The organism is Gemelliphila sp. 1F1 (assembly GCF_056897515.1).
This window is the reverse complement of record NZ_JBXHBE010000001.1, coordinates 426,115-446,675: the sequence shown is the minus strand read 5'-3', so window position 1 is coordinate 446,675 and position 20,561 is coordinate 426,115. Positions and strand designations below refer to the sequence as shown.

Sequence of the window (20,561 nt, the reverse complement as noted above, 5' to 3'; positions counted from 1 at the left end):
GAGAATTTTATGGTTTATATAATTGCGGAAATAGGCTGTAATCATAATGGAGATTTTAATTTAGCAAAAAAAATGGTTGATGTAGCTGTTGAGTGCGGAGTAGATGCAGTAAAATTTCAAACTTTTAAAGCTGATTTATTAATATCAAAATATGCACCAAAAGCCGAATATCAGAAGAAAACTACTGGTGAAGAAGATAGTCAATTAGAAATGACGCGAAAATTAGAATTAAGTTTTGATGAATATTTATTACTTAAAGACTATTGTCTAGCAAAAGGAGTTGATGTATTCTCAACACCTTTTGATGAGGTATCTTTAGATTTCTTGATAAGCACAGATATGCCTGTATATAAAATATCTTCTGGCGAAATAACTAATTTACCTTATTTAGAAAAAATAGGAAAGCAGAAAAAGAAAGTAATATTATCAACTGGAATGGCAACTATGGATGAAATTCATAATGCTATAAAAATTTTACAAGATAGTGGAACAGATGATATAAGTATCCTTCACTGTACTACAGAATATCCAACGCCTTATGATGCTTTAAATTTAAATGTAATTACTACTTTGAAAAAGGAATTTCCTAACTTAACTATAGGATATTCTGATCATAGCATAGGATCAGAAGTTCCTATAGCAGCTGCATCTTTAGGGGCTGAAATAATAGAAAAACATTTTACTTTAGATAATAATATGCCAGGACCAGATCATAAAGCTAGTGCTACTCCAGAAATATTACAAGCGTTAGTAAAAGGTATTAGAATTATTGAAAAATCTTTAGGAAGATTTGAAAAAATACCAGAACAGGTAGAAATTTCGAATAAAATAGTTGCTAGAAAATCTATAGTAGCGAAAAAGAATATAAAAAGAGGCGATACATTTACCGTAGATAATATTACAGTAAAACGCCCAGGAAACGGTATTTCACCTATGAATTGGTACAATATATTAGGTGAGATAAGCGAGGCTGATTTTGAAGAAGATCAAGTTATTAAGCATAGTAAATTTGAAGAACAAAATTAGGGGTATGCAATGAAAAATATTTGTGTAGTTACAGGATCTAGGGCTGAATACGGAATAATGAAGCCACTTATGATAAAATTATCAGAAGTACAAGATATTAATTTAGATGTAGTAGTTACAGCTATGCATCTTGAAGAAAAATATGGTTATACTTATAAACAAATAGAAGATGATGGTTTTAACATTATATCAAAAATAGATCTTAATTTAATAGATACTGAGAAAAAAACAGTAGCACATTCATTAGCCATTTTAAATGATGGATTGATAGAATTATTTGAACAACAAAAATATGATTTAGTAATAATATTAGGTGATAGATATGAGATGTTACCAGTAGCAAATGTTTGTTTAATATATAGTATACCTATATGCCATATTCATGGAGGAGAGAAAACGTTAGGGAATTTTGATGAGTTTATTAGACATGCTATTACTAAAATGAGTCATCTACATCTAGTCTCTACAGAGGAATTTAAAAATAGAGTTATTCAATTAGGAGAAAAGCCCAATACAGTTTTTAATATAGGTGCTATGGGTGTAGAGAATGTCTTGAAACAGAATTTTCTAACACGAGCAGAAATTGAAGCTAAATTAAATATAAAATTACAAGATGAATATTATGTTATTTTGTTTCATCCAGTAACTTTGGAATCTGGCTCAGCTGAAGATCAAATAAACAATTTAATTTCAGCATTGTCTAAAACAAACAAGCAATTATTGTTTATTGGTTCAAACTCTGATACTGATTCAGATAAAATAATGAATGTAATAAATAATTATGTTAAGAAAACAGATAATGCACATCTATTTTTATCATTAAGTACAAATATCTATCATTCATTATTAAAAAATTCAGTAGGACTTATAGGTAATTCTTCATCTGGATTAATAGAAGCACCGTCATTAAAAATACCTACACTGAATATAGGGAATAGGCAGTTAGGAAGAATATCAGGAAAAAGCGTTATCCATGTTGGTATTTCTGAAAAAGAGATTAGTTTAGGGCTCGCTTCTTTAGCTAATATAAGTGACTTTGATAATCCATATGAAAAGAGTAATTCATCAGAAAATGCAAAAAATATTATTATTAATTATTTAAATGATAATGGAGATAATCTAATAAAAGAATTTTACGACATTGATACAGAGGTTAAATTATGAGAAAAAAGGTAGCTTTTTTAGGGGCGGGTAGTTTTTCTGATGGGGTACTACCATGGTTAGATTTAGAAACATATGAATTTATGGGATATTTCGATGATAAAGATATAAAAAGTTATAGAGGATATCCAGTATTCGGTAAAATTTGTGAAGTTTTAGATTTTTTGAAAGATGGAAAAATTGATTGTGTTTTTATTACTATAGGAGATAATAAAAAACGTGCAGAAGTATTTAGTTTAGTTAGTGACAATTATTATGAAAAAATAATAAACGTAATTAGTAAACATAGTAATATTTTTTCTGAAGATAATATAAAAGGTCGTGGAATATTTGTAGGATTCAGTAGTTTTATAGGTGCAGATGTTAGTATATATGATAACTGTATAATAAATACTGGAGCCATAGTAGAACATCATACTATTATTGAAAAACATTGTAATATTACCCCTGGGGCTATTATAAATGGTATTTGTACCATAGGAGAAGGATGTTACATAGGAAGTGGCAGTGTTATTATCCAACTTATAGAATTAGCACCTTATACTACATTGGGAGCAGGAGCAGTAGTAGTTAAATCAATATTAGAAACTGGAACTTATGTAGGAATTCCTGCAAAAAAAATAAAATAGTTTTAAAGAGGTGATGGATTTTGAAAAATATTTCTTCTGCAGTATGTTTGATACCAGCACGATCAGGTTCAAAAGGACTACGCAATAAAAATATGCTATATTTATATGAAAAACCAATGATTTTTTATACTATTGATGCTGCAATAGATTCTGGTTGTTTTAGAAAAGAAGATATTTATGTAAGTACAGACTCACATATTTATAAAGAAATATGTGAGACCAAGGGTATAAATGTTATAATGCGTCCAGAAGAACTTTCGACAGACTTTACTACTTCTTACGAAGTTAATGAAGATTTTTTAAAAAACTTTTCTGATGATCAAGTATTTGTTCTTTTGCAACCTACCTCGCCTTTGCGAACTGCTCAAAATATAAAAGAGGCTATGAAACTATATATAGATAGCGATGCAGAAAATGTAGTAAGTTTTTCTAAAGTTGATAAGTCACCAGAACTATTTACAAGTTTAGATGATAATAATTATGCAGTAGATATTGTAGGTGTAGATACTAATTATAGACGACAAGATAAAAAAGATTTATTTGTACCTAATGGAGCAATATTTATAACTTCAAAAAAGAAATATATGCAAAATAAAAGTTATTTTACTAACAAGACAAAAGCTTATATAATGCCAAAAGAAGAATCTTTAGATGTTGATGATAGAGAAGATTTTGTTAATGTCATAGGAAGTATACTATTTAATTACAAACAAAGGGAATTAAATAGTAAAACTATGTATAAACAATTTTATATTGAAAAAAATAATGCTATAAAATATAATAATATTATTTTAGGTGATAGTAGAGCAGTATTACTACAATTGGAAAATTATGATAATCTTAGTATTGGTGGAGTTACTTTAGCAACAGTTGTAGAAAACTTGGATTGTATATTATGTAATAATAAAATAAAAAACATAGTTATCTCATTAGGAGTTAATGACTTGATTGCAGGATATGACGTTAATATTATTAAGGATAACTATAACATCTTGATACAAAAATTGTTGAAAAATAATATTAATATCTATATGTCAACAATAACATATACATTATTTAGAGAGAGTGTATCTAACAAAGATATTGAAGAATTAAATTTATATATACAAGATATTTGTAGAGTGTATAATATTCATTTAATAGACACAAATCAATCACTTTCAAAAAATAAAAATTTGGAGTATAAATACACTACAGATGGCTTACATTTTAATGAAGAAGGACAGAAAATTTTTAATAATATGTTTAAAGTATATTAGAAAATATATTTAAAGTAAAATGTATAGAAATATTTTTAAAAAGATGATATAATTTCAATAATATTCAAAAAAAGGAGATTGTTATATATGATGATACCAGGATATTACGGAATATCAGGAAGTTATTTACTTTATTTTGCATTAATAATGATAATTCCATTGTGGGCACAATGGAAAGTAAAAAGTGCCTACGGTAGATATAAAAAAGTAAAAACATTATCAGGATTAACAGGAAAAGAAGTTGCAGAAGCAATTATGCAAGCAAATGGAATAACAGATGTAAAAGTAGTCAGAGGAGAAGCTGAACTTTCAGATCACTACAATCCTTCAACTAATACAGTAGTATTATCACCTATAGTTTATTCACAACCAACGGTTGCATCAGTAGCTATTGCAGCTCATGAAGTTGGACATGTAATTCAAGATAAAGTTGCAGATTATAAACCTATGCGTTGGCGTCATGCATTAGTACCGTTAGCTAATCTAGGTGGTAACTTATCAATGATTTTCATCATGATTGGATTGGGACTTACTTATTTAATGAAAGCTGCTGGATCGTTTGGGATTACTATTGCATGGATAGGGGTAGGTCTTATGCTGTTTGCAGTATTGTTCCAAGTCGTAACATTGCCAGTAGAATTTGATGCATCTAAGAGAGCATTAGAGCAAGTAACAGATTTAGGAATAGTTAATGATCAAGAGCGTAGACACTGTAAAAAAGTTCTTTCTGCAGCGGCTATGACTTATGTTGCAGCAGCATTAGTAGCTCTTATGGAATTAATGAGATTTATTTTAATAATTTTAAATTCTAGTAATAATAGAGGATAAAAAATTTGAAGTGTGGATAATATGTTATTCGCACTTTCTTTTTATTTATATCATAAAGTTATTTAATTTTTTTAAAAAACTATTGACAAAATATTATTTTGAGTATAGAATTATAAAAAATAAATATTAATACATTGATGAAGAGTAGTATTTTAAGTTTTGATTAAAGCGAGCTAATGTTGGTGGAAGGTTAGTATTATAATTTGGAAGAACGTACTTCGGAGTAATTTATTGAAAAATAATTGGTATTTCTGCCTTAAAGAACTAGAGTGGGTATAATAATTTATATCAAGAAGAGTGGCAACGCGAAAAATTCGTCTCTTTGTAAGCATTAGCTTATAAAGAGATTTTTTTATTGTCAAATTGCCTATCGACTTTGAATAAATTTATTACTAAAAAGAGTGGTACCGCGTTAATGACGTCTCTTTGCAAATTTTGCAAAGAGATTTTTTATTTTGTAATTAATTATTTATAAGGAGGAAAAAAATGAAAAAGTTTTATATGTTTTTATTATCAATTGTTTTGATAATAATTAGTGTTGGTTGTAGTGAAGATAATACTAATAGATTGGATAAAATAAAGAAAAAAGGAAAGATTACTCTTGCAGTATCTCCAGATTATCCACCTTATGAATTTTTCACTTCGGAAGATGGAGAAATTAAGGTTGTAGGTGCAGATATTTATTTAGCTGAAGAAATTGCTAAGAAATTAGATGTAGAATTAGAAATAGTTCAATTATCATTTGATTCATTATTACCAGCTTTGACATCTGGTAGGGTTGATATGGTAATTTCTGGGATGAATCCATCTGAAGAAAGACGAAAAGTTGTAGATTTCTCTAACAATTATTATGTAGGAGGAAGTGCGTTTATTATTAATAAAAATAAGGATGATATAAAATCATTAGAGGAATTAAAAACAAAAAAAATTGCAGTTCAAAAAGGATCTATTCAAGAGAAATATTTATTAGATGAATTAGGATTAGATAGAGATAATATTCAATCACTTTCAGATGTACCTAACTTACTACAAGATTTGAAAAATAATAATGTAGATGCGGTATTTTTAGCAGAAGATGTTAGTAAAATTTCTTTAAAGAAAGAAGATAGTTTAACTATTAGTAGTTTTGTTTTAGAAAAAGATGCTGAGTCAGATGGGTTAGCTATAGCTTTTAAAAAAGGAAATAATGATACTTTATTAACAGAAGTTAACAAAGTAATCGATGAAATAGTTGAGAATAATAAATTTGAAGAACAATTAATAAAATATGGCGAATTAGTTGCCAAGTATTAAGGAGGATTATTATGTTTAATTTTTTATCAGAGTACTATAAGATGTATATAGATGCCACGATAACAACTTTGGAAGTTTCATTTTTGGCATTACTAATAGGGGTAATTTTAGGAATTATAATATGTATAGCTAAAATAGGAACTATCAAAGTTTTTAAGTATATAGCAGTAGTTTATGTTGAAATAATTAGAAATACCCCTATACTAGTCCAAATAATGATAATTTATTTTGCATTGCCAGAGGTAGGTATATCTTTTTCACCTTTTGTGTCTGCGGTTATAGCTTTAGCATTAAATTCGGCAGCTTATGTTAGTGAAATATTAAGAGCAGGTATAAATGCGATTGATAAAGGTCAAATGGAAGCTGGACGTTCATTAGGACTTAATTACTACCAAACAATGAAATTAATTATTCTTCCTCAAGCGTTTAAAAATAGTTTGCCTGCATTAGGTAATGAATTCATATCATTAGTTAAAGAATCGTCTATAGTTTATTTTGTAGGAGTTGGAGATATTATGTTTGCAGCTAATTCTATAAAAAATGCGACTTACGAAACTTTTGGACCATACATAATTGCAGCGTTGATTTATTTTGTAATAACATCATTATTGTCACAAGCAGTTAAAAAACTTGAGAAAAAATTTGAAAGTTAAGGAGAATTATTATGATAATAGAAGTGAAAAATTTGACAAAAAATTTTAAAAATAATGAAGTGTTAAAAGGAATTAACTTTGAAATAAAAAAAGGAGAGAAAGTTGTTATCTTAGGATCTAGTGGTAGTGGAAAAAGTACAGCACTAAGATGTTTAAATTTATTAGAAAAACCTAATTCAGGACAAATATTATACAATAATAAAAATATATTGGATAAAAACTATGATATTAATAGTCATAGAGAAAAGGTAGGGATGGTATTCCAAAATTTTAATTTATTTAATAATATGACTGTTTTAGAAAATATAATGTTAGCTCCAAAGACGTTGCATAAAAATAAATCATTAGAAGAAATAAAATCACAATCTTTGAAGTTATTGAAAAGAGTAGGGCTAGAAGAAAAGCAAGATAGCTATCCAAACAACCTTTCTGGAGGACAAAAGCAACGTGTTGCAATAGCTAGAGCATTAGCTAATGATCCAGAAGTATTATTATTTGATGAACCAACTAGTGCTCTTGATCCGGAAATGGTAAAAGAAGTATTAGAGGTAATAAAAGAACTTTCAGAAGATGGATTAACTATGATAATTGTTACTCATGAGATGAATTTTGCAAAAGAAGTTGCAGATAGAGTAATGTTTATGAGTTATGGGATTATTCTTGAAGAAGGAACTCCTGATGAAATATTTAATAATGCAAAAGAAGAGAGAACTAAAGAATTTTTCAGTAAAATTTTATAGAAAAAAATAATGTGTAGGTAATATAACTACGCATTATTTTTTTGTATTAAAGTGATTATGTAGTAGAATTTTAAATTCATTTATAGTATAATAATACAAAGGTCAATTTTAGTCAATCAAGGAGGTTGATATAATGAATAATATGACGGACATTATAGAACAATATATAAAAGAGTTGTTAAATAATTCTGATGAAGATTTCATAACATTAAAAAGAAGTAATGTTGCCGAAAAATTTGACTGTGTTCCGTCGCAATTAAATTATGTAATAAAAACAAGATTTACTCCGGAACACGGTTTTACAATAGAGAGTAAAAGAGGCGGTGGTGGTTTTATAAGAATTACTAAAATCACTATTCATAACAATGCAGATTATCTAGATTATCTAATAGAAACTATTAATAATGAATCGTTAGAAAATATTGATTATATAAAAATATTGAAAATATTAAAAAATGAAAATTATATAAACTACTTTGATTTTGAAATTATGGGAACAGCATTTAGTAGACTATTGTCAAACTACCAAAACTTAGAACGATACATAATTGATAAGGATAATTTGGAAATTGCTAGAATAGAAACTCTTCAAAATCTGAAAGAAATGTTAATTGATTTCATAACAACAATAAAATATAGTAAGGAGAATAAATAATGTATATTAGATTTAATGAATCGGCTTTAATGGTACTTACAAATTCTAAAAAAGAAACGAAATCTTTTGGACTTAGAGCCGTTGGAACTGAACATTTATTACTTGCGATTTTATCGACTGATGGTTTAGGTAAGAAAGTTTTAAATAGATATGGTGTATCTTATAATGATTTTAAAAAAGAAGTTGAGAAATTTTATGAAGTTGAGTTAAAAGAAACGCCATTTTATAATGATGTGCTAATGACAAAGGAATATACTAATGGTGCAATAAAAACTATTGAACAAAGCCAAAATTTTGCAGATGATACTAGAAGTTTTGTAGTTAGTAGCGAACATTTACTATTATCGTTACTTAGTCAGTATGATAGTACGGCAGTAAAAATATTAAAAGATATAAAAAATATTAACGTAGATGCTTTGATTATTGAATTAACAAATTTATTAAAACAAAATCAAGGATTATTTTCAAAATTATTTGATACATTTAGAAACGTTGAAGAACAAGAAGATACTTCGAACCAAACTGAATTATTAAATTCTTTAGCTAAAGATTTAACTAAAGAAGCTTTGCATAACAAATTGGATCCTGTAGTAGCTCGCGATTCTGAAATAACTAGAATGATTGAGATATTAAATAGGAGAACAAAAAATAATCCAGTATTAATAGGGGAGCCAGGCGTTGGTAAAACTGCCATAGTAGAAGGATTAGCGCAAAGAATAGTATCACAAAATATTCCTAGTAATCTTCTAGGAAAAAGAGTTATGGTACTAGATATGGGAACGCTACTTGCTGGTACTAAATATCGAGGAGAATTTGAAGAACGTTTAAAAAATATAATAAATGAGATAGAAACAGCAGGAAATATTATTTTATTTATAGATGAAATTCATACAATTATAGGAGCAGGTGGAACAGAAGGAAGTGCAGATGCTTCTAATATTTTAAAACCTGCTTTGTCAAGAGGAACTATTCAAGTAATTGGAGCTACAACAATAGAAGAATATAGAAAATACTTTGAACGTGATGCTGCTCTAGAAAGAAGATTCCAACCTATTAAAGTAGAAGAACCTAAAGATAATGATTCTGTTGAAATTTTGAAAGGTTTACGTCATAAGTACGAAGAACATCATAATGTAGAAATTACAGATGCAGCTTTGGAGGCTGCAGTTAAGTTAAGTAGTACATATATAAATGATAGATTTTTACCAGATAAGGCAATTGACCTTATAGATGAAGCTAGTTCAAAAGTTAAGTTAAAATTTTATAAGTCTCCAGAAGAACTAAAAGAATATGAAGATGAACTTAATAAATTGAATATTGAGAAAGATGCAGCAGTTTTAAATCAAGAATTTGAAATAGCAGCTCAAAAACGTGATGAAATAAACGAAGTGGTCAAAAAAATTGAAGATTTTAAAATTAGTTGGCAAGATAATCTATCAAAAGAGAAAATTATTATTACTGATGAGCATATAGCTGAAGTTTTAGCAACATGGACAGGAATACCAGTAACAAAACTTAATCAAACAGAAAGTGAAAAACTGTTGAACCTTGAAGATACATTGCATCAGCGAGTGATCGGACAAGATGATGCAGTAATAAGCCTTGCAAAATCTATCCGAAGAGCTAGAAGTGGTTTTAAAGATGAAAATAGACCTATAGGAAGTTTTATTTTTTTAGGACCAACAGGTGTAGGAAAAACAGAACTAGCTAAAAGTTTATCAGAGGTATTGTTTGGATCAGAGGACAATATGATAAGAATGGATATGAGTGAGTATATGGAACCTCATTCTGTAAGTAGATTAATAGGAGCTCCTCCAGGATATGTAGGGTATGATTCTGCCGGTCAACTGTCGGAAAGTGTTCGTCAAAAACCTTATTCTGTAGTACTATTTGATGAAATCGAAAAAGCACATCCATCAATATTTAATATTTTGTTACAAGTACTTGACGATGGTAGATTAACAGATAGTAATGGTAGGTTAATTGATTTTAGAAATACAATAATAATTATGACATCAAATGTAGGAGTTAGCGAGCTAAGTGACCAAAAATTTGTAGGATTTGCTGGTAGCACATCTATTAAAGATGATTATCAAAATGTTCAAAAAACAATGATGGAGGCTCTAAAAAAACAATATAGACCAGAATTTCTAAATAGAATAGATGATATAGTAGTGTTCAAATCGTTAGAAAAAGAAGATCTTGAAAAAATTTCTTTATTACTGCTTGACGGTTTATCGAAACGTCTAAAAGATAGAGATATTACTATAAAACTTACTAAAAAAGCGATGGATAAAATAATAGAAGATGGTAGTATAAAAGAATACGGAGCAAGACCGCTTAAAAGAAGTATTCAAAAGAATATAGAAGATTTATTAAGTGAAGAAATATTAAAAAATCCAGAGTTATCAGGATTAATTAATATAGATTATAAAAAAGATAAATTTGTCGTTAAGAATAAATAGGTGACTCTATGGCAAAAAAAGTTTCAACAAAATATGAATGCAATGCTTGTGGTTATCAGAGTGTTAAATATTTAGGAAAATGTCCGAGATGCTTTAAATGGAATTCATTAGAAGAAGTAAGAGAGATAAAAGTTAATGATAAGCACAGTACATTTCTTTCTGAGCAAACACAATCTAAATTAGAAATTACAGTAGATAAGTTAAAAAATATTTCCACACAAGATGTTCCGAGAACTCTAACAGATAGTAATGAATTAAATAGAGTTTTAGGAGGTGGAGTAGTGCCGGGATCGTTAGTTTTACTTGGAGGAGATCCTGGAATAGGTAAATCAACATTGTTATTGCAGATATCATCATATTTATCCAAAGAACATGATGTTTTGTACGTTTCTGGAGAAGAGTCTGTTAGGCAAGTTAAAATTAGAGCAGATAGAATGAAAAGTGATACTAATGAATTATACGCTTATTCTCAGACAGACTTAAATTTAATATATGAAATAATAAAAAAAATTAAACCTAAGTTTTTGGTCATTGATTCTATACAAACTGTATATAATCCTAACTTAGATAATTCTCCAGGCAGTATAACTCAAGTAAGGGAATGTACGCAACAACTTATGAAGATTGCAAAAAGTTTAAATATTGCAATATTTATAGTAGGTCATGTCACTAAAGAAGGAACTATAGCCGGTCCTAAAATGCTAGAGCATATGGTAGATACAGTTTTATATTTTGAAGGGGAAGAACATCATAGTTATCGTATTTTACGAGCTGTAAAAAACAGGTTTGGATCTACTAATGAATTAGGTATTTTTGAAATGCAGTCTAGTGGTCTTATGGATATGGATAATCCTTCACAAATTTTTTTAGAAGAAAGAAGTAGAGATTTATCGGGAGCTACTATAGTGGGAACTATGGAAGGAACAAGACCATTGTTGGTAGAAATTCAATCATTAACAACTCCAACAGCATTCAATAATCCTAGAAGAGTGTCGACAGGCTTAGAGTACAATAAATTAGTTTTATTAATGGCAGTGTTGGAGAAAAAAGCTGGATACCTATTACAACAACAAGATGTTTATGTAAAAGTAGCTGGTGGAGTAAAAATAGATGATCCCGCAGTAGATTTGGGAGTTTTAATAGCTGTTGCCTCAAGTTTTAAAGATATTTCTGTTAATATGTATGATTGCTTTATAGGAGAAGTAGGTTTAACTGGAGAGATTCGTAGAGTTAGCAGAATTGAACAACGAATCAATGAAGCTAAAAAACACGGATTTAAACGAATATTTATCCCATATAGCAATAAAAATATTATTGATGTTCCTGAAGGCTTAGAAATAATCCCAGTAAAAAACATAAATAGTTGTTTAGACATAGTATTCGAACAAATATTTTAAATCTATATACAAAATATTATAAATTTGTTATTATAGATATAAGTTGTAGATATTTAATATCTTCAAATTATTGAAGAAATATTTAGAGTAGAGTAGAGTTGAAATTGTTAAATATATTTTTCGCTACAATAGTATTTAATAGCTTTGTAGCGAAAATATATTTTTAAGAGTTTAATTTAGATAAATATTTCTTAATAAATAAAATTTTAATATTTTATTTATAATTTAAGTACATATATTAGAATATATGAAATAAAATAAAACAAGGAGAGATTTTATGCTAAGAAAATTAATTGTAATAATTTCTGGGTTGTTAGGAGTTACAGTAGGAACATTAATAACTAACATTATATTTAGTAATAATTATTTTTCAAATATAAATGATATAGTATTAAGGTTAGTTGTAACATCTATTATAACATTATTGTTTATTATATTGTCTTTATTATTTTCATCAAGATTAGTAAGTGTTATAAAAAAAATAGAAGAAAAATTAAGTAATATACCTATGTCTAAAGTTGTATTTACAACTATAGGTCTTATTTTAGGATTACTTGTTGCAGCATTATTATCCCTTGCTACAAGTTCTATAGTATCAATACCGCTTATAACTTCTATAATTTCAGGTCTGTTCTATTTAGTATTCGGATATTTAGGATTTATATTAGGATATCGACGTGGTGGAGAATTTTTAGGGTTATTTACTAATAGATTACCTATATCAAGATCCAAAAATGAAGATAAGAAATCAAATGGTCAAAGTTTTATCTATGATAAAGTTGTTGATACTAGTGCTTTAATTGACTCTAGAATACATGATGTAGCACAAACAGGATTTTTAGAAGGAAAAGTTATTGTTCCTGAATTTGTTCTTAAAGAATTACAACTTATTGCAGACTCAGAAGATCCTATAAAAAGGTCTAAAGGTAGATTAGGATTAGATTGTGTAGAAGACTTACAAAAGACTGAGAGTGTCAATTTGGTAATAGATAGTGACTATAAATATAAGGAGCATGATGCAGTTGATGGGTTGTTGATAGATTATGCGAAAAAAAATAAGTGTGCAATCATAACGACAGATTATAATTTAAACAAATTAGCGACAGTTCAATCTATTAAAGTGCTAAATGTTAATGATTTATCTAATGCAGTAAAACCAATTTTAACTGCGGGTGAAAAGCTAACAGTTCATGTTCAAAGAGAAGGTAAAGAAAATAATCAAGGTATTGCATACACAGAAGATGGAACAATGATAGTAGTAGAAAATGGAAAAAAATCAGTAGGAAAAAATATAGAAGTAGAAGTTCAGAGTGTGTTACAAACATCATCTGGAAGAATAATATTTACAAAAATAATATAGTTGTAATTTCAGAAAATATATGATATTATAAATTTTATGTGGATAAGTAATTAGGAGGAAAATATGCATACTTTATTAATGACACTAGCATTAGTTAGCAGTATTTTAATAATTATAGTAGTGATGTTACAAGAAAGTAAGTCTGGAGGATTATCAGGTCTTACAGGTGGAGCAGAAGAATTATTTGGAAAACAAAAAGTAAGAGGAGCGGAATTAGTTTTACAAAGAATAACAATTATTTTGGCACTAATTTTCTTTGTTTCTCTATTATGCTTAACTTGGTTTAACATTTAATATTGTAAATTGACCCAAAATACTTTATTTTGGGTCAATTTTATTAGTTACCAAATAGGAGGGAAAATGTTAGAAGAAATTATAAAAATATTCAAAAAAGAAAAAGTTTTAACTATTGAAAATTTAAAAGAGATTATGCTCGTAGATAACTCAAAACAATTTGTTGAATTAATAAAAAATATAGAAAAGTTAGTAAATAGACGAGTAATAGCTCAATTAAAAAATGATAAATTTTTGTATATAGCAGAAGATATACATTTGGAGGGAATTATTAAAGTAAATCAAGGAGGATTTGCATTTGTCTATATCCCTAATTTAGATATTGAAATTTATATACCTAAAGGATTTTCTAAGGGAGCTATGACAGGAGATAAAGTATCTGTTAATGTAGATAATTTTGTTATTAGTGATAAAAATATAGAAGGTATTGTTACAGAAATATTAGAAAGAAATACTAAGTACACAGTTGGTACTTTGATAAAATCTAAATTATTTGCTCATGTTAAAAGCGATGATAAAAATATTGATAAGTACATTAAAATTGAAAATGATATAAATAACTTACTAGATGGAGATAAAGTTCTAGTAGAAATAACAGTATATGCTAAAAATAGATTTGATGATCATAAAGGTGTTATTATAAAATCGTTAGGTCACAAAGATGATCCAGGTATTGATATTTTGTCAACAGTTTATAAACACCAAATTCCAGTTGAATTTTCTAATGAAGTAGAAGAAGATTTAGAAAGTATAATCGAAGAGATTTTGTTAGATGATAAATATAAGGATTGTACTGAGGATCTTGTAGTTACAATAGATGGTGATGATTCTAAAGATTTAGACGATGCTATTTCTGTTGTAAAGACTAAAAAAGGATATAAATTAAAAGTTTTTATTGCAGATGTAAGTAGATATGTACTAGAAGGAAGTAGGCTAGATGAAGAAGCTTCTAAGAGAGGATGTAGTGTTTATTTGGTAGATAGAGTAATCCCAATGCTTCCTAGAAAACTTTCTAACAATATTTGTTCTTTGAACCCTAATGTATTACGATATACTATATGTTGTGATATGAATTTTAATGACTCTGGGATGATTGTAGATTATGATATATATCCAGCTATAATAAAATCAAAAGGTAGACTAACTTATAAAAAAGTAAATGCCGTATATAACGATGATAGGAAAATAGTTGATGAGTATGAAAACTATTTGCCTATGTTAAATTATGCTTTAGAATTATCGTTAAAAATTCGAGAAAATAGAGAGCGTAGAGGGGCGATAGATTTTGATAAATCAGAATCAAAAATTTTGGTAGATAAAGATGGTAAAGTTCTTGATATTATTCTTAGAGAAAGAGAAAGAGCTGAGAAAATGATTGAAGACTTTATGCTTAGTGCTAATGAAGTAGTAGCTGAACATTTTTATTGGTTAGAAACACCATTTATTTATAGGATACACGAAGAACCTAAAGTAGAAAAATTAAGACAATTTTTTGATCTATCAGCCAGTTTTGGTTATCGAGTTAAAGGTAACATTAAAGAAATAGAGCCTTATATGTTAGCAAATATGTTAGATAAGTTTAGAGGGAAATCTGTAGAAAGTATGTTATCAACGGTATTGTTAAGAACTATGAATCAAGCTAGATATTCTAGTTTAAATATTGGACATTTTGCTCTAGCTTCAAAATACTACACACATTTTACCTCTCCTATAAGACGATATCCTGACTTATTAGTTCATAGAATGATACGTAGTTATTTATTCGGCGGAGATATTAGTCAAAAAAATAAAGATCATTTTGAAGAAATATTGCCAATTTTAGCTGAGCAATCTTCATTGTATGAAAAAAGAGCAGTAGATTGTGAACGTGAAGTGGATCAAATAAAAAAATGTGAATATATGTTGAGCCGTCAAGAACAACAATTTTTAGGTATTGTTTCATCGGTAACTAGGTTTGGTATATTTATAACACTTCCTAATATGATAGAAGGCTTATGTCATATAAAAAATTTAACGGATGATTACTACAGCTTTGATGAAAAGAATCTTTATCTAATAGGAAGACGTACAAAAAAAATATATCGTATAGGAGATGAAGTAATAGTTAAAGTAGACAATGTAGATTTAGAAAATCAAGAAATAGACTTTAAAATTTTGAAACATAAAGGTATAATAAAAGAAAGTAATAAGAAAACTAAAAATAAAAGGAAGAGAAAATAGTTATGTCGGAAATAAAAGTAATTGCTAATAATAAAAAAGCTTATCACGATTATTTTGTTGAAGATACTTACGAAGCTGGTTTAGTATTAACTGGAACAGAAATAAAGTCTATACGCAGAGGTAGAATTAATTTAAAAGACTCTTATTGTCAATCTAGACAAGGAGAAGTTTTTGTTTATAATATGCATATATCTCATTTTGAAGAAGGAAATAGATTTAATCATGAACCTTTACGTGTTAGAAAATTATTATTACATAAAAAACAAATTAGAACTCTTCAAGACAATCAAAATAATACCGGAATAAGCATAATACCTTTGAAACTTTATTTAAAAAAGGGATATGCTAAGTTATTAATAGGTATCGCGAAAGGTAAGAAGAACTATGATAAGAGAAACAGCCTAAAACAAAAAGAAGCTAAGAAAGAAATAAATCGTGTTTTAAAAGAAAAGCAAAGATATTAAAATATATTTATTTATTAGCGAAAATAAAAAACCTTGATTATTCAAGGTTTTTTATTTTATATTATTTTTTAGAATAATAGTTTATCTGCTCCACCCAGTTTGTAGTCAAGAGCAGCCATAGCTAAAACATTTAAGAAATGCCAAGGTCTATCAAATTCAGGTTGGAAGAAAATATCAGCTAGTGCTAATTGTTCAAGTGTCCATTTGGCAGATATTGCAATAGATATAGCCGCAATTGCTGAGCTTATATCATATTTTGACATTAACTGAGCGCCTAGTATTCGCTTGGTATCATTATCGAAGTATATTTTCATTCTTACTAGATTATCTTTTTTACGCATAAAGTCTGGATAAAGTTTTTCTTCTACATATACTGATTTAACATTTCCTTCATACATTTTGCTACTATTATTTGAAAGTCCTGTGCTTACAAATTTGTAGTCAAAGAAAGATAAAGCAGAAGTTCCATTCATTTCTGGCATTTTAGTAGGTATTCCCATAGCATTTAGAGCTGCAACAACACCCTGTCTTCTTGCTAAAGTAGCTAAAGCAATAGGGATTTTAGTTTCTGTAGGTGCATATGGGATAAATGTAGCATCTCCTCCAGCATATACATCTTTTGCAGATGTTTGTAGATATTCGTCAGTAATTACGAAACCACGTTCATTAATTTCTAGAGAATTTTTTAGCCAAGTAGCGTCGCTTTTAACTCCAATAGCCAAAACTACAACATCAGCTTCATATTCTCCTTTATCGGTAACAACAGAGCTAACCTTCCCATCAATTCCTTGGAAAGAGACAACTTTTTCTGTACCACGGAAAGTTACATTATTTTTCTGTCCTTCTTCCATAAGAATATTCGTTAATTCTTCGTCAAGATATGTATTTAATATTGATGGAGCTAAGTCAATTATAGTAACATCCATGCCTGCTTTGGCATACGATTCTGCAACTTCAATTCCGATATAACCACCACCAACAACGATAGCTTTGTTACCTTTTTTCATAAGATTATATACATTTTGTGTGTCCTCTGGCCCCCTAAAGGTATGGATATTTTCTAAATCTATTCCTTCAAATGGAGGCTTAATAGCGGCTCCCCCTGGACTTAGTAATAATTTGTCATAATATTCTTTAGTTTTACCATCTTCAGTTTGGACTATTACAAATTTATTTTCGGTATCTAATCCTATAACATTGCTATTAACATGGATGTTAATTCCTTGATTTTTATATGATTCTTCATTGGCAAAGTGAAGTTCTGATAGTTTTTTAGATGTACCATCTAAATAAGATTGACTACCTCATCCCATAAATGAAGCGGTGCTTCCTCTTTCATATAAGTGAATTTCAGCATCTGGCTGATTTTTTAGTATTGTTTGAACAGCCTCGTATCCAAAGTGAGATGTTCCTACAACTATATATTTCATATTGAATTCTCCTAACTTTTTAGTTTATAGAATATTATTATATCATATCACAATTAAAAATAACTTAATAGAAGCTCATTAAGAAGGTTTATACGTAGCTATATTTTTAATTAATTACAATATATTTTAAATGATTATTTAACTTGGCGTAAGAAATTTGTTTCATTTCGTTGTTTTGAAGTTTACAATTTGTTTTATTAGTGGTATTATTTATAAGTTAGATTTTTTAGATAATATAGTTTTTATAAGGAGATATATGATGAAATTTAGAGATGATATTAGAAATATTGCTATTATTGCTCACGTTGACCATGGTAAGACTACATTAGTTGATGAGCTATTAAAGCAATCTGGTATATTTAGGTCAAATGAGCACGTAGAAGAGCGAGCAATGGACTCAAATGATTTAGAAAGAGAACGAGGAATAACAATTTTAGCTAAAAATACAGCTATAGATTATGCAGGGAAACGAATAAATATTTTGGACACTCCAGGACACGCTGATTTCGGTGGAGAAGTTGAACGTATTATGAAAATGGTTGATGGTGTGTTACTAGTAGTTGATGCTTATGAAGGTACTATGCCTCAAACTAGATTTGTATTAAAGAAAGCATTAGAACAGCAATTAAAGCCAATAGTAGTAGTTAATAAAATTGATAAAGATTCTGCAAGACCTGAAGAAGTAGTTGATGAAGTATTGGATTTATTTATTGAGTTAGGAGCAGATGAAGATCAATTAGAATTTCCAGTGGTATATGCATCTGCAATAAATGGAACTGCTTCACTAGATAGCGATCCACTTAAACAAGATGAAAATATGAAATGCTTATATGATACTATTTTAAAATATGTGCCAGCACCAATAGATAATAGTGATGAGCCATTGCAATTCCAAACCGCGTTATTAGATTACAATGACTATGTAGGACGCATAGGAATAGGAAGAGTATTTAGAGGAAGTATGAAAGTAGGAGACTCTGTAAGTTTAATTAAGTTAGATGGTACTGCTAAAAACTTTAGAGTAACTAAAATATTCGGTTATTTTGGTCTAAAAAGAGAAGAAATACAAGAAGCTAAGGCAGGAGATATTGTTGCAGTTAGCGGAATGGACGATATAAATGTTGGAGAAACCGTAACACCAACTGATCATCAAGAAGCACTTCCTGTTTTACATATAGATGAGCCAACACTACAAATGACATTTTTAGTTAACAATTCTCCTTTTGCAGGTAAAGAAGGTAAATTTGTAACAGCAAGTAAGATAGAAGATCGTTTGATGCAACAATTAGAAACAGATGTGTCGTTAAGAGTGGAACAAGCTAGTAGTGATTCGTGGATAGTAAGTGGACGCGGGGAGCTTCATTTATCTATTCTTATAGAAAATATGAGACGAGAAGGTTATGAGTTGCAAGTATCTAAGCCAGAGGTTATTATTCGTAATATAGATGGAGTTGATTGTGAACCAGTAGAAAGAGTTCAAATAGATACTCCAGATGAATCTGTGGGTGCTGTTATAGAATCTCTTGGGCAACGCAAAGGAGATATGATTGATATGCAAGCAGATGGTAATGGACAAACTAGATTAATATTCAATGTACCAGCAAGAGGTCTTATTGGATATAGAACAGAATTTATGTCAATGACAAAAGGTTATGGAATTTTAAACCATACTTTTGATTCTTATCAACCTATGCAAAAAGGTCGTGTAGGAGGACGTCGTAATGGAGTGTTAGTTGCCCTTGAAAATGGACAATCAACTGCTTATTCTATTTCTAGTTTAGAGGATAGAGGAATTGTATTTATAGAGCCAGGAACAGAAGTTTATGGTGGAATGATAGTTGGAGAAAATAATAGAGAAAATGACTTAACGGTTAATATAACAAAAGCAAAAGCTCAAACTAACGTTAGATCTTCAACAAAAGATCAGACAGTTACACTGAAAAAAGCTAAAATTATGACATTAGAAGAAAGTCTTGAATATTTAAATGATGATGAATATCTAGAAGTTACACCAGAATCGATAAGACTTCGTAAAAAAGAGCTTGATAAATCAGCACGAGAAAGAATGGCTAGAAAAGCTAAATATGCAGAAGAATAATATATAAATCTAAATCTTATTAAATTTGTCTATATTCAAATTTAATAAGATTTTCTTTTCAAAATATTGTTGACAAAGAAAAGAGTAGTAATTATAATAGATAGGTAGCCTATCTATAAATTATAAAGAGGAATAAAAATGAATAATAAATTATATAAAAAAATAGGGATGACTACAGGAAAACTAAGAAGTTTACTTGTAGAAAAAATAAAAATTGATGACTTATCTCATAAAGAAGTTATAACACTGTTATGTATTGTAGAAATATTTAATAATGAAAATGAAGTAAATGTAAAAACCTTACAAGATATTTTTAAAGTAAAAGTATCTTCAGTTGTTCAAGTTCTTAATAAATTAGAAACAAAAGAACTAATTATAAGAAAAAATTCAAAAGTAGATAAAAGAATATCTATATTAATTCCAACAAAAAAAGCTATAAAAATATATAATATTTTTTGTGAAGAAAGTGAGAAATTTTTATTATCAGCTATTGATAATGATTTAGAGTTTTATTATTGTTTGGATGTTTTGATGAAATTTAATGAGAATTTAAGTAGTAAAGAAAGTATAACAATAAAAATTTAGGAGG

18 protein-coding genes and 1 other annotated feature are annotated in these 20,561 nt (G+C 28.4%); of the genes, 17 read left to right on the top strand and 1 reads right to left on the bottom strand.

Annotated features, from left to right (window positions below):
• The first annotated feature begins 9 nt into the window (after positions 1-9).
• From neuB to smpB, 15 genes are all read left to right on the top strand, one after another.
• Positions 10-1,026: an N-acetylneuraminate synthase gene (gene neuB / locus AC1XWJ_RS02110; RefSeq protein ID WP_483334216.1), complete on the top strand. Its 1,017-nt coding sequence runs from the start codon at positions 10-12 to the stop codon at positions 1,024-1,026.
• A gap of 9 nt (positions 1,027-1,035) precedes the next feature.
• On the top strand, positions 1,036-2,190 hold the full coding sequence (gene neuC, locus AC1XWJ_RS02105; protein WP_483334215.1) for a UDP-N-acetylglucosamine 2-epimerase: 1,155 nt from the start codon (positions 1,036-1,038) through the stop codon (positions 2,188-2,190).
• A complete protein-coding gene (locus AC1XWJ_RS02100) occupies positions 2,187-2,816 on the top strand; it encodes a NeuD/PglB/VioB family sugar acetyltransferase (protein WP_483334214.1) in 630 nt (209 codons plus the stop codon). The genes neuC and AC1XWJ_RS02100 overlap by 4 nt, the downstream gene beginning before the upstream one ends.
• Positions 2,817-2,836: 20 nt before the next feature.
• Positions 2,837-4,075 (top strand): cytidylyltransferase domain-containing protein, encoded by a 1,239-nt coding sequence (locus AC1XWJ_RS02095; RefSeq protein WP_483334213.1) that lies wholly within the window; start codon positions 2,837-2,839, stop codon positions 4,073-4,075.
• Positions 4,076-4,165: 90 nt separating this feature from the next.
• Positions 4,166-4,903 (top strand): zinc metallopeptidase, encoded by a 738-nt coding sequence (locus AC1XWJ_RS02090; protein ID WP_483334274.1) that lies wholly within the window; start codon positions 4,166-4,168, stop codon positions 4,901-4,903.
• 125 nt (positions 4,904-5,028) lie between these two features.
• Positions 5,029-5,228, top strand: a binding site (T-box leader).
• Between the two features lie 161 nt (positions 5,229-5,389).
• On the top strand, positions 5,390-6,196 hold the full coding sequence (locus AC1XWJ_RS02085; protein ID WP_483334211.1) for a transporter substrate-binding domain-containing protein: 807 nt from the start codon (positions 5,390-5,392) through the stop codon (positions 6,194-6,196).
• Between the two features lie 11 nt (positions 6,197-6,207).
• The gene (locus AC1XWJ_RS02080; protein ID WP_483334209.1) at positions 6,208-6,849 is read left to right on the top strand and encodes an amino acid ABC transporter permease; all 642 of its coding nucleotides are present in this window, start codon (positions 6,208-6,210) and stop codon (positions 6,847-6,849) included.
• A gap of 14 nt (positions 6,850-6,863) precedes the next feature.
• On the top strand, positions 6,864-7,589 hold the full coding sequence (locus tag AC1XWJ_RS02075; RefSeq protein WP_483334273.1) for an amino acid ABC transporter ATP-binding protein: 726 nt from the start codon (positions 6,864-6,866) through the stop codon (positions 7,587-7,589).
• A 133-nt stretch (positions 7,590-7,722) separates the two neighbouring features.
• Positions 7,723-8,244, top strand: coding sequence for a CtsR family transcriptional regulator (locus AC1XWJ_RS02070; RefSeq protein WP_483334208.1), 522 nt, complete (start codon positions 7,723-7,725; stop codon positions 8,242-8,244).
• A complete protein-coding gene (locus tag AC1XWJ_RS02065) occupies positions 8,244-10,709 on the top strand; it encodes an ATP-dependent Clp protease ATP-binding subunit (RefSeq protein ID WP_483334207.1) in 2,466 nt (821 codons plus the stop codon). Before AC1XWJ_RS02070 ends, AC1XWJ_RS02065 begins: the two co-directional genes overlap by 1 nt.
• A gap of 8 nt (positions 10,710-10,717) precedes the next feature.
• Positions 10,718-12,106, top strand: a complete 1,389-nt coding sequence (radA, locus tag AC1XWJ_RS02060) for a DNA repair protein RadA (protein WP_483334206.1) — start codon at positions 10,718-10,720, stop codon at positions 12,104-12,106.
• A 277-nt stretch (positions 12,107-12,383) separates the two neighbouring features.
• On the top strand, positions 12,384-13,466 hold the full coding sequence (locus AC1XWJ_RS02055) for a PIN/TRAM domain-containing protein (protein ID WP_483334205.1): 1,083 nt from the start codon (positions 12,384-12,386) through the stop codon (positions 13,464-13,466).
• A 63-nt stretch (positions 13,467-13,529) separates the two neighbouring features.
• The gene (gene secG, locus AC1XWJ_RS02050) at positions 13,530-13,760 is read left to right on the top strand and encodes a preprotein translocase subunit SecG (protein ID WP_483334203.1); all 231 of its coding nucleotides are present in this window, start codon (positions 13,530-13,532) and stop codon (positions 13,758-13,760) included.
• A 66-nt stretch (positions 13,761-13,826) separates the two neighbouring features.
• Positions 13,827-15,980, top strand: coding sequence for a ribonuclease R (gene rnr, locus AC1XWJ_RS02045; protein ID WP_483334202.1), 2,154 nt, complete (start codon positions 13,827-13,829; stop codon positions 15,978-15,980).
• A 2-nt stretch (positions 15,981-15,982) separates the two neighbouring features.
• Positions 15,983-16,444, top strand: coding sequence for an SsrA-binding protein SmpB (gene smpB, locus AC1XWJ_RS02040; protein ID WP_483334201.1), 462 nt, complete (start codon positions 15,983-15,985; stop codon positions 16,442-16,444).
• Positions 16,445-16,512: 68 nt separating this feature from the next.
• On the opposite strand, the gene AC1XWJ_RS02035 is transcribed toward smpB, so the two are convergent.
• The gene (locus tag AC1XWJ_RS02035; protein WP_483334200.1) at positions 16,513-17,874 is read right to left on the bottom strand and encodes an NAD(P)/FAD-dependent oxidoreductase; all 1,362 of its coding nucleotides are present in this window, start codon (positions 17,872-17,874) and stop codon (positions 16,513-16,515) included.
• A 256-nt stretch (positions 17,875-18,130) separates the two neighbouring features.
• On the opposite strand from AC1XWJ_RS02035, the gene typA reads away from it, so the two are divergent.
• Together typA and AC1XWJ_RS02025 are read left to right on the top strand one after the other, a co-directional pair.
• Positions 18,131-19,972 carry a translational GTPase TypA gene (typA, locus tag AC1XWJ_RS02030; RefSeq protein WP_483334199.1) on the top strand — a complete coding sequence of 614 codons (1,842 nt, stop codon included), beginning with the start codon at positions 18,131-18,133 and terminating at the stop codon, positions 19,970-19,972.
• Between the two features lie 138 nt (positions 19,973-20,110).
• On the top strand, positions 20,111-20,557 hold the full coding sequence (locus AC1XWJ_RS02025) for a MarR family transcriptional regulator (protein WP_483334197.1): 447 nt from the start codon (positions 20,111-20,113) through the stop codon (positions 20,555-20,557).
• Positions 20,558-20,561 lie beyond the last annotated feature (4 nt).

Bases quoted from the DNA above. Each gene is read 5' to 3' on its own strand.
- AC1XWJ_RS02085 (WP_483334211.1), top strand. From the start codon at position 5,390: ATGAAAAAGTTTTATATGTTTTTATTATCAATTGTTTTGATAATAATT.
- AC1XWJ_RS02025 (WP_483334197.1), top strand. From the start codon at position 20,111: ATGAATAATAAATTATATAAAAAAATAGGGATGACTACAGGAAAACTA.
- neuB (WP_483334216.1), top strand. From the start codon at position 10: ATGGTTTATATAATTGCGGAAATAGGCTGTAATCATAATGGAGATTTT.
- typA (WP_483334199.1), top strand. From the start codon at position 18,131: ATGATGAAATTTAGAGATGATATTAGAAATATTGCTATTATTGCTCAC.
- radA (WP_483334206.1), top strand. From the start codon at position 10,718: ATGGCAAAAAAAGTTTCAACAAAATATGAATGCAATGCTTGTGGTTAT.
- AC1XWJ_RS02065 (WP_483334207.1), top strand. From the start codon at position 8,244: ATGTATATTAGATTTAATGAATCGGCTTTAATGGTACTTACAAATTCT.
- AC1XWJ_RS02070 (WP_483334208.1), top strand. From the start codon at position 7,723: ATGAATAATATGACGGACATTATAGAACAATATATAAAAGAGTTGTTA.
- neuC (WP_483334215.1), top strand. From the start codon at position 1,036: ATGAAAAATATTTGTGTAGTTACAGGATCTAGGGCTGAATACGGAATA.
- AC1XWJ_RS02090 (WP_483334274.1), top strand. From the start codon at position 4,166: ATGATACCAGGATATTACGGAATATCAGGAAGTTATTTACTTTATTTT.
- secG (WP_483334203.1), top strand. From the start codon at position 13,530: ATGCATACTTTATTAATGACACTAGCATTAGTTAGCAGTATTTTAATA.
- AC1XWJ_RS02055 (WP_483334205.1), top strand. From the start codon at position 12,384: ATGCTAAGAAAATTAATTGTAATAATTTCTGGGTTGTTAGGAGTTACA.
- rnr (WP_483334202.1), top strand. From the start codon at position 13,827: ATGTTAGAAGAAATTATAAAAATATTCAAAAAAGAAAAAGTTTTAACT.
- smpB (WP_483334201.1), top strand. From the start codon at position 15,983: ATGTCGGAAATAAAAGTAATTGCTAATAATAAAAAAGCTTATCACGAT.
- AC1XWJ_RS02080 (WP_483334209.1), top strand. From the start codon at position 6,208: ATGTTTAATTTTTTATCAGAGTACTATAAGATGTATATAGATGCCACG.
- AC1XWJ_RS02100 (WP_483334214.1), top strand. From the start codon at position 2,187: ATGAGAAAAAAGGTAGCTTTTTTAGGGGCGGGTAGTTTTTCTGATGGG.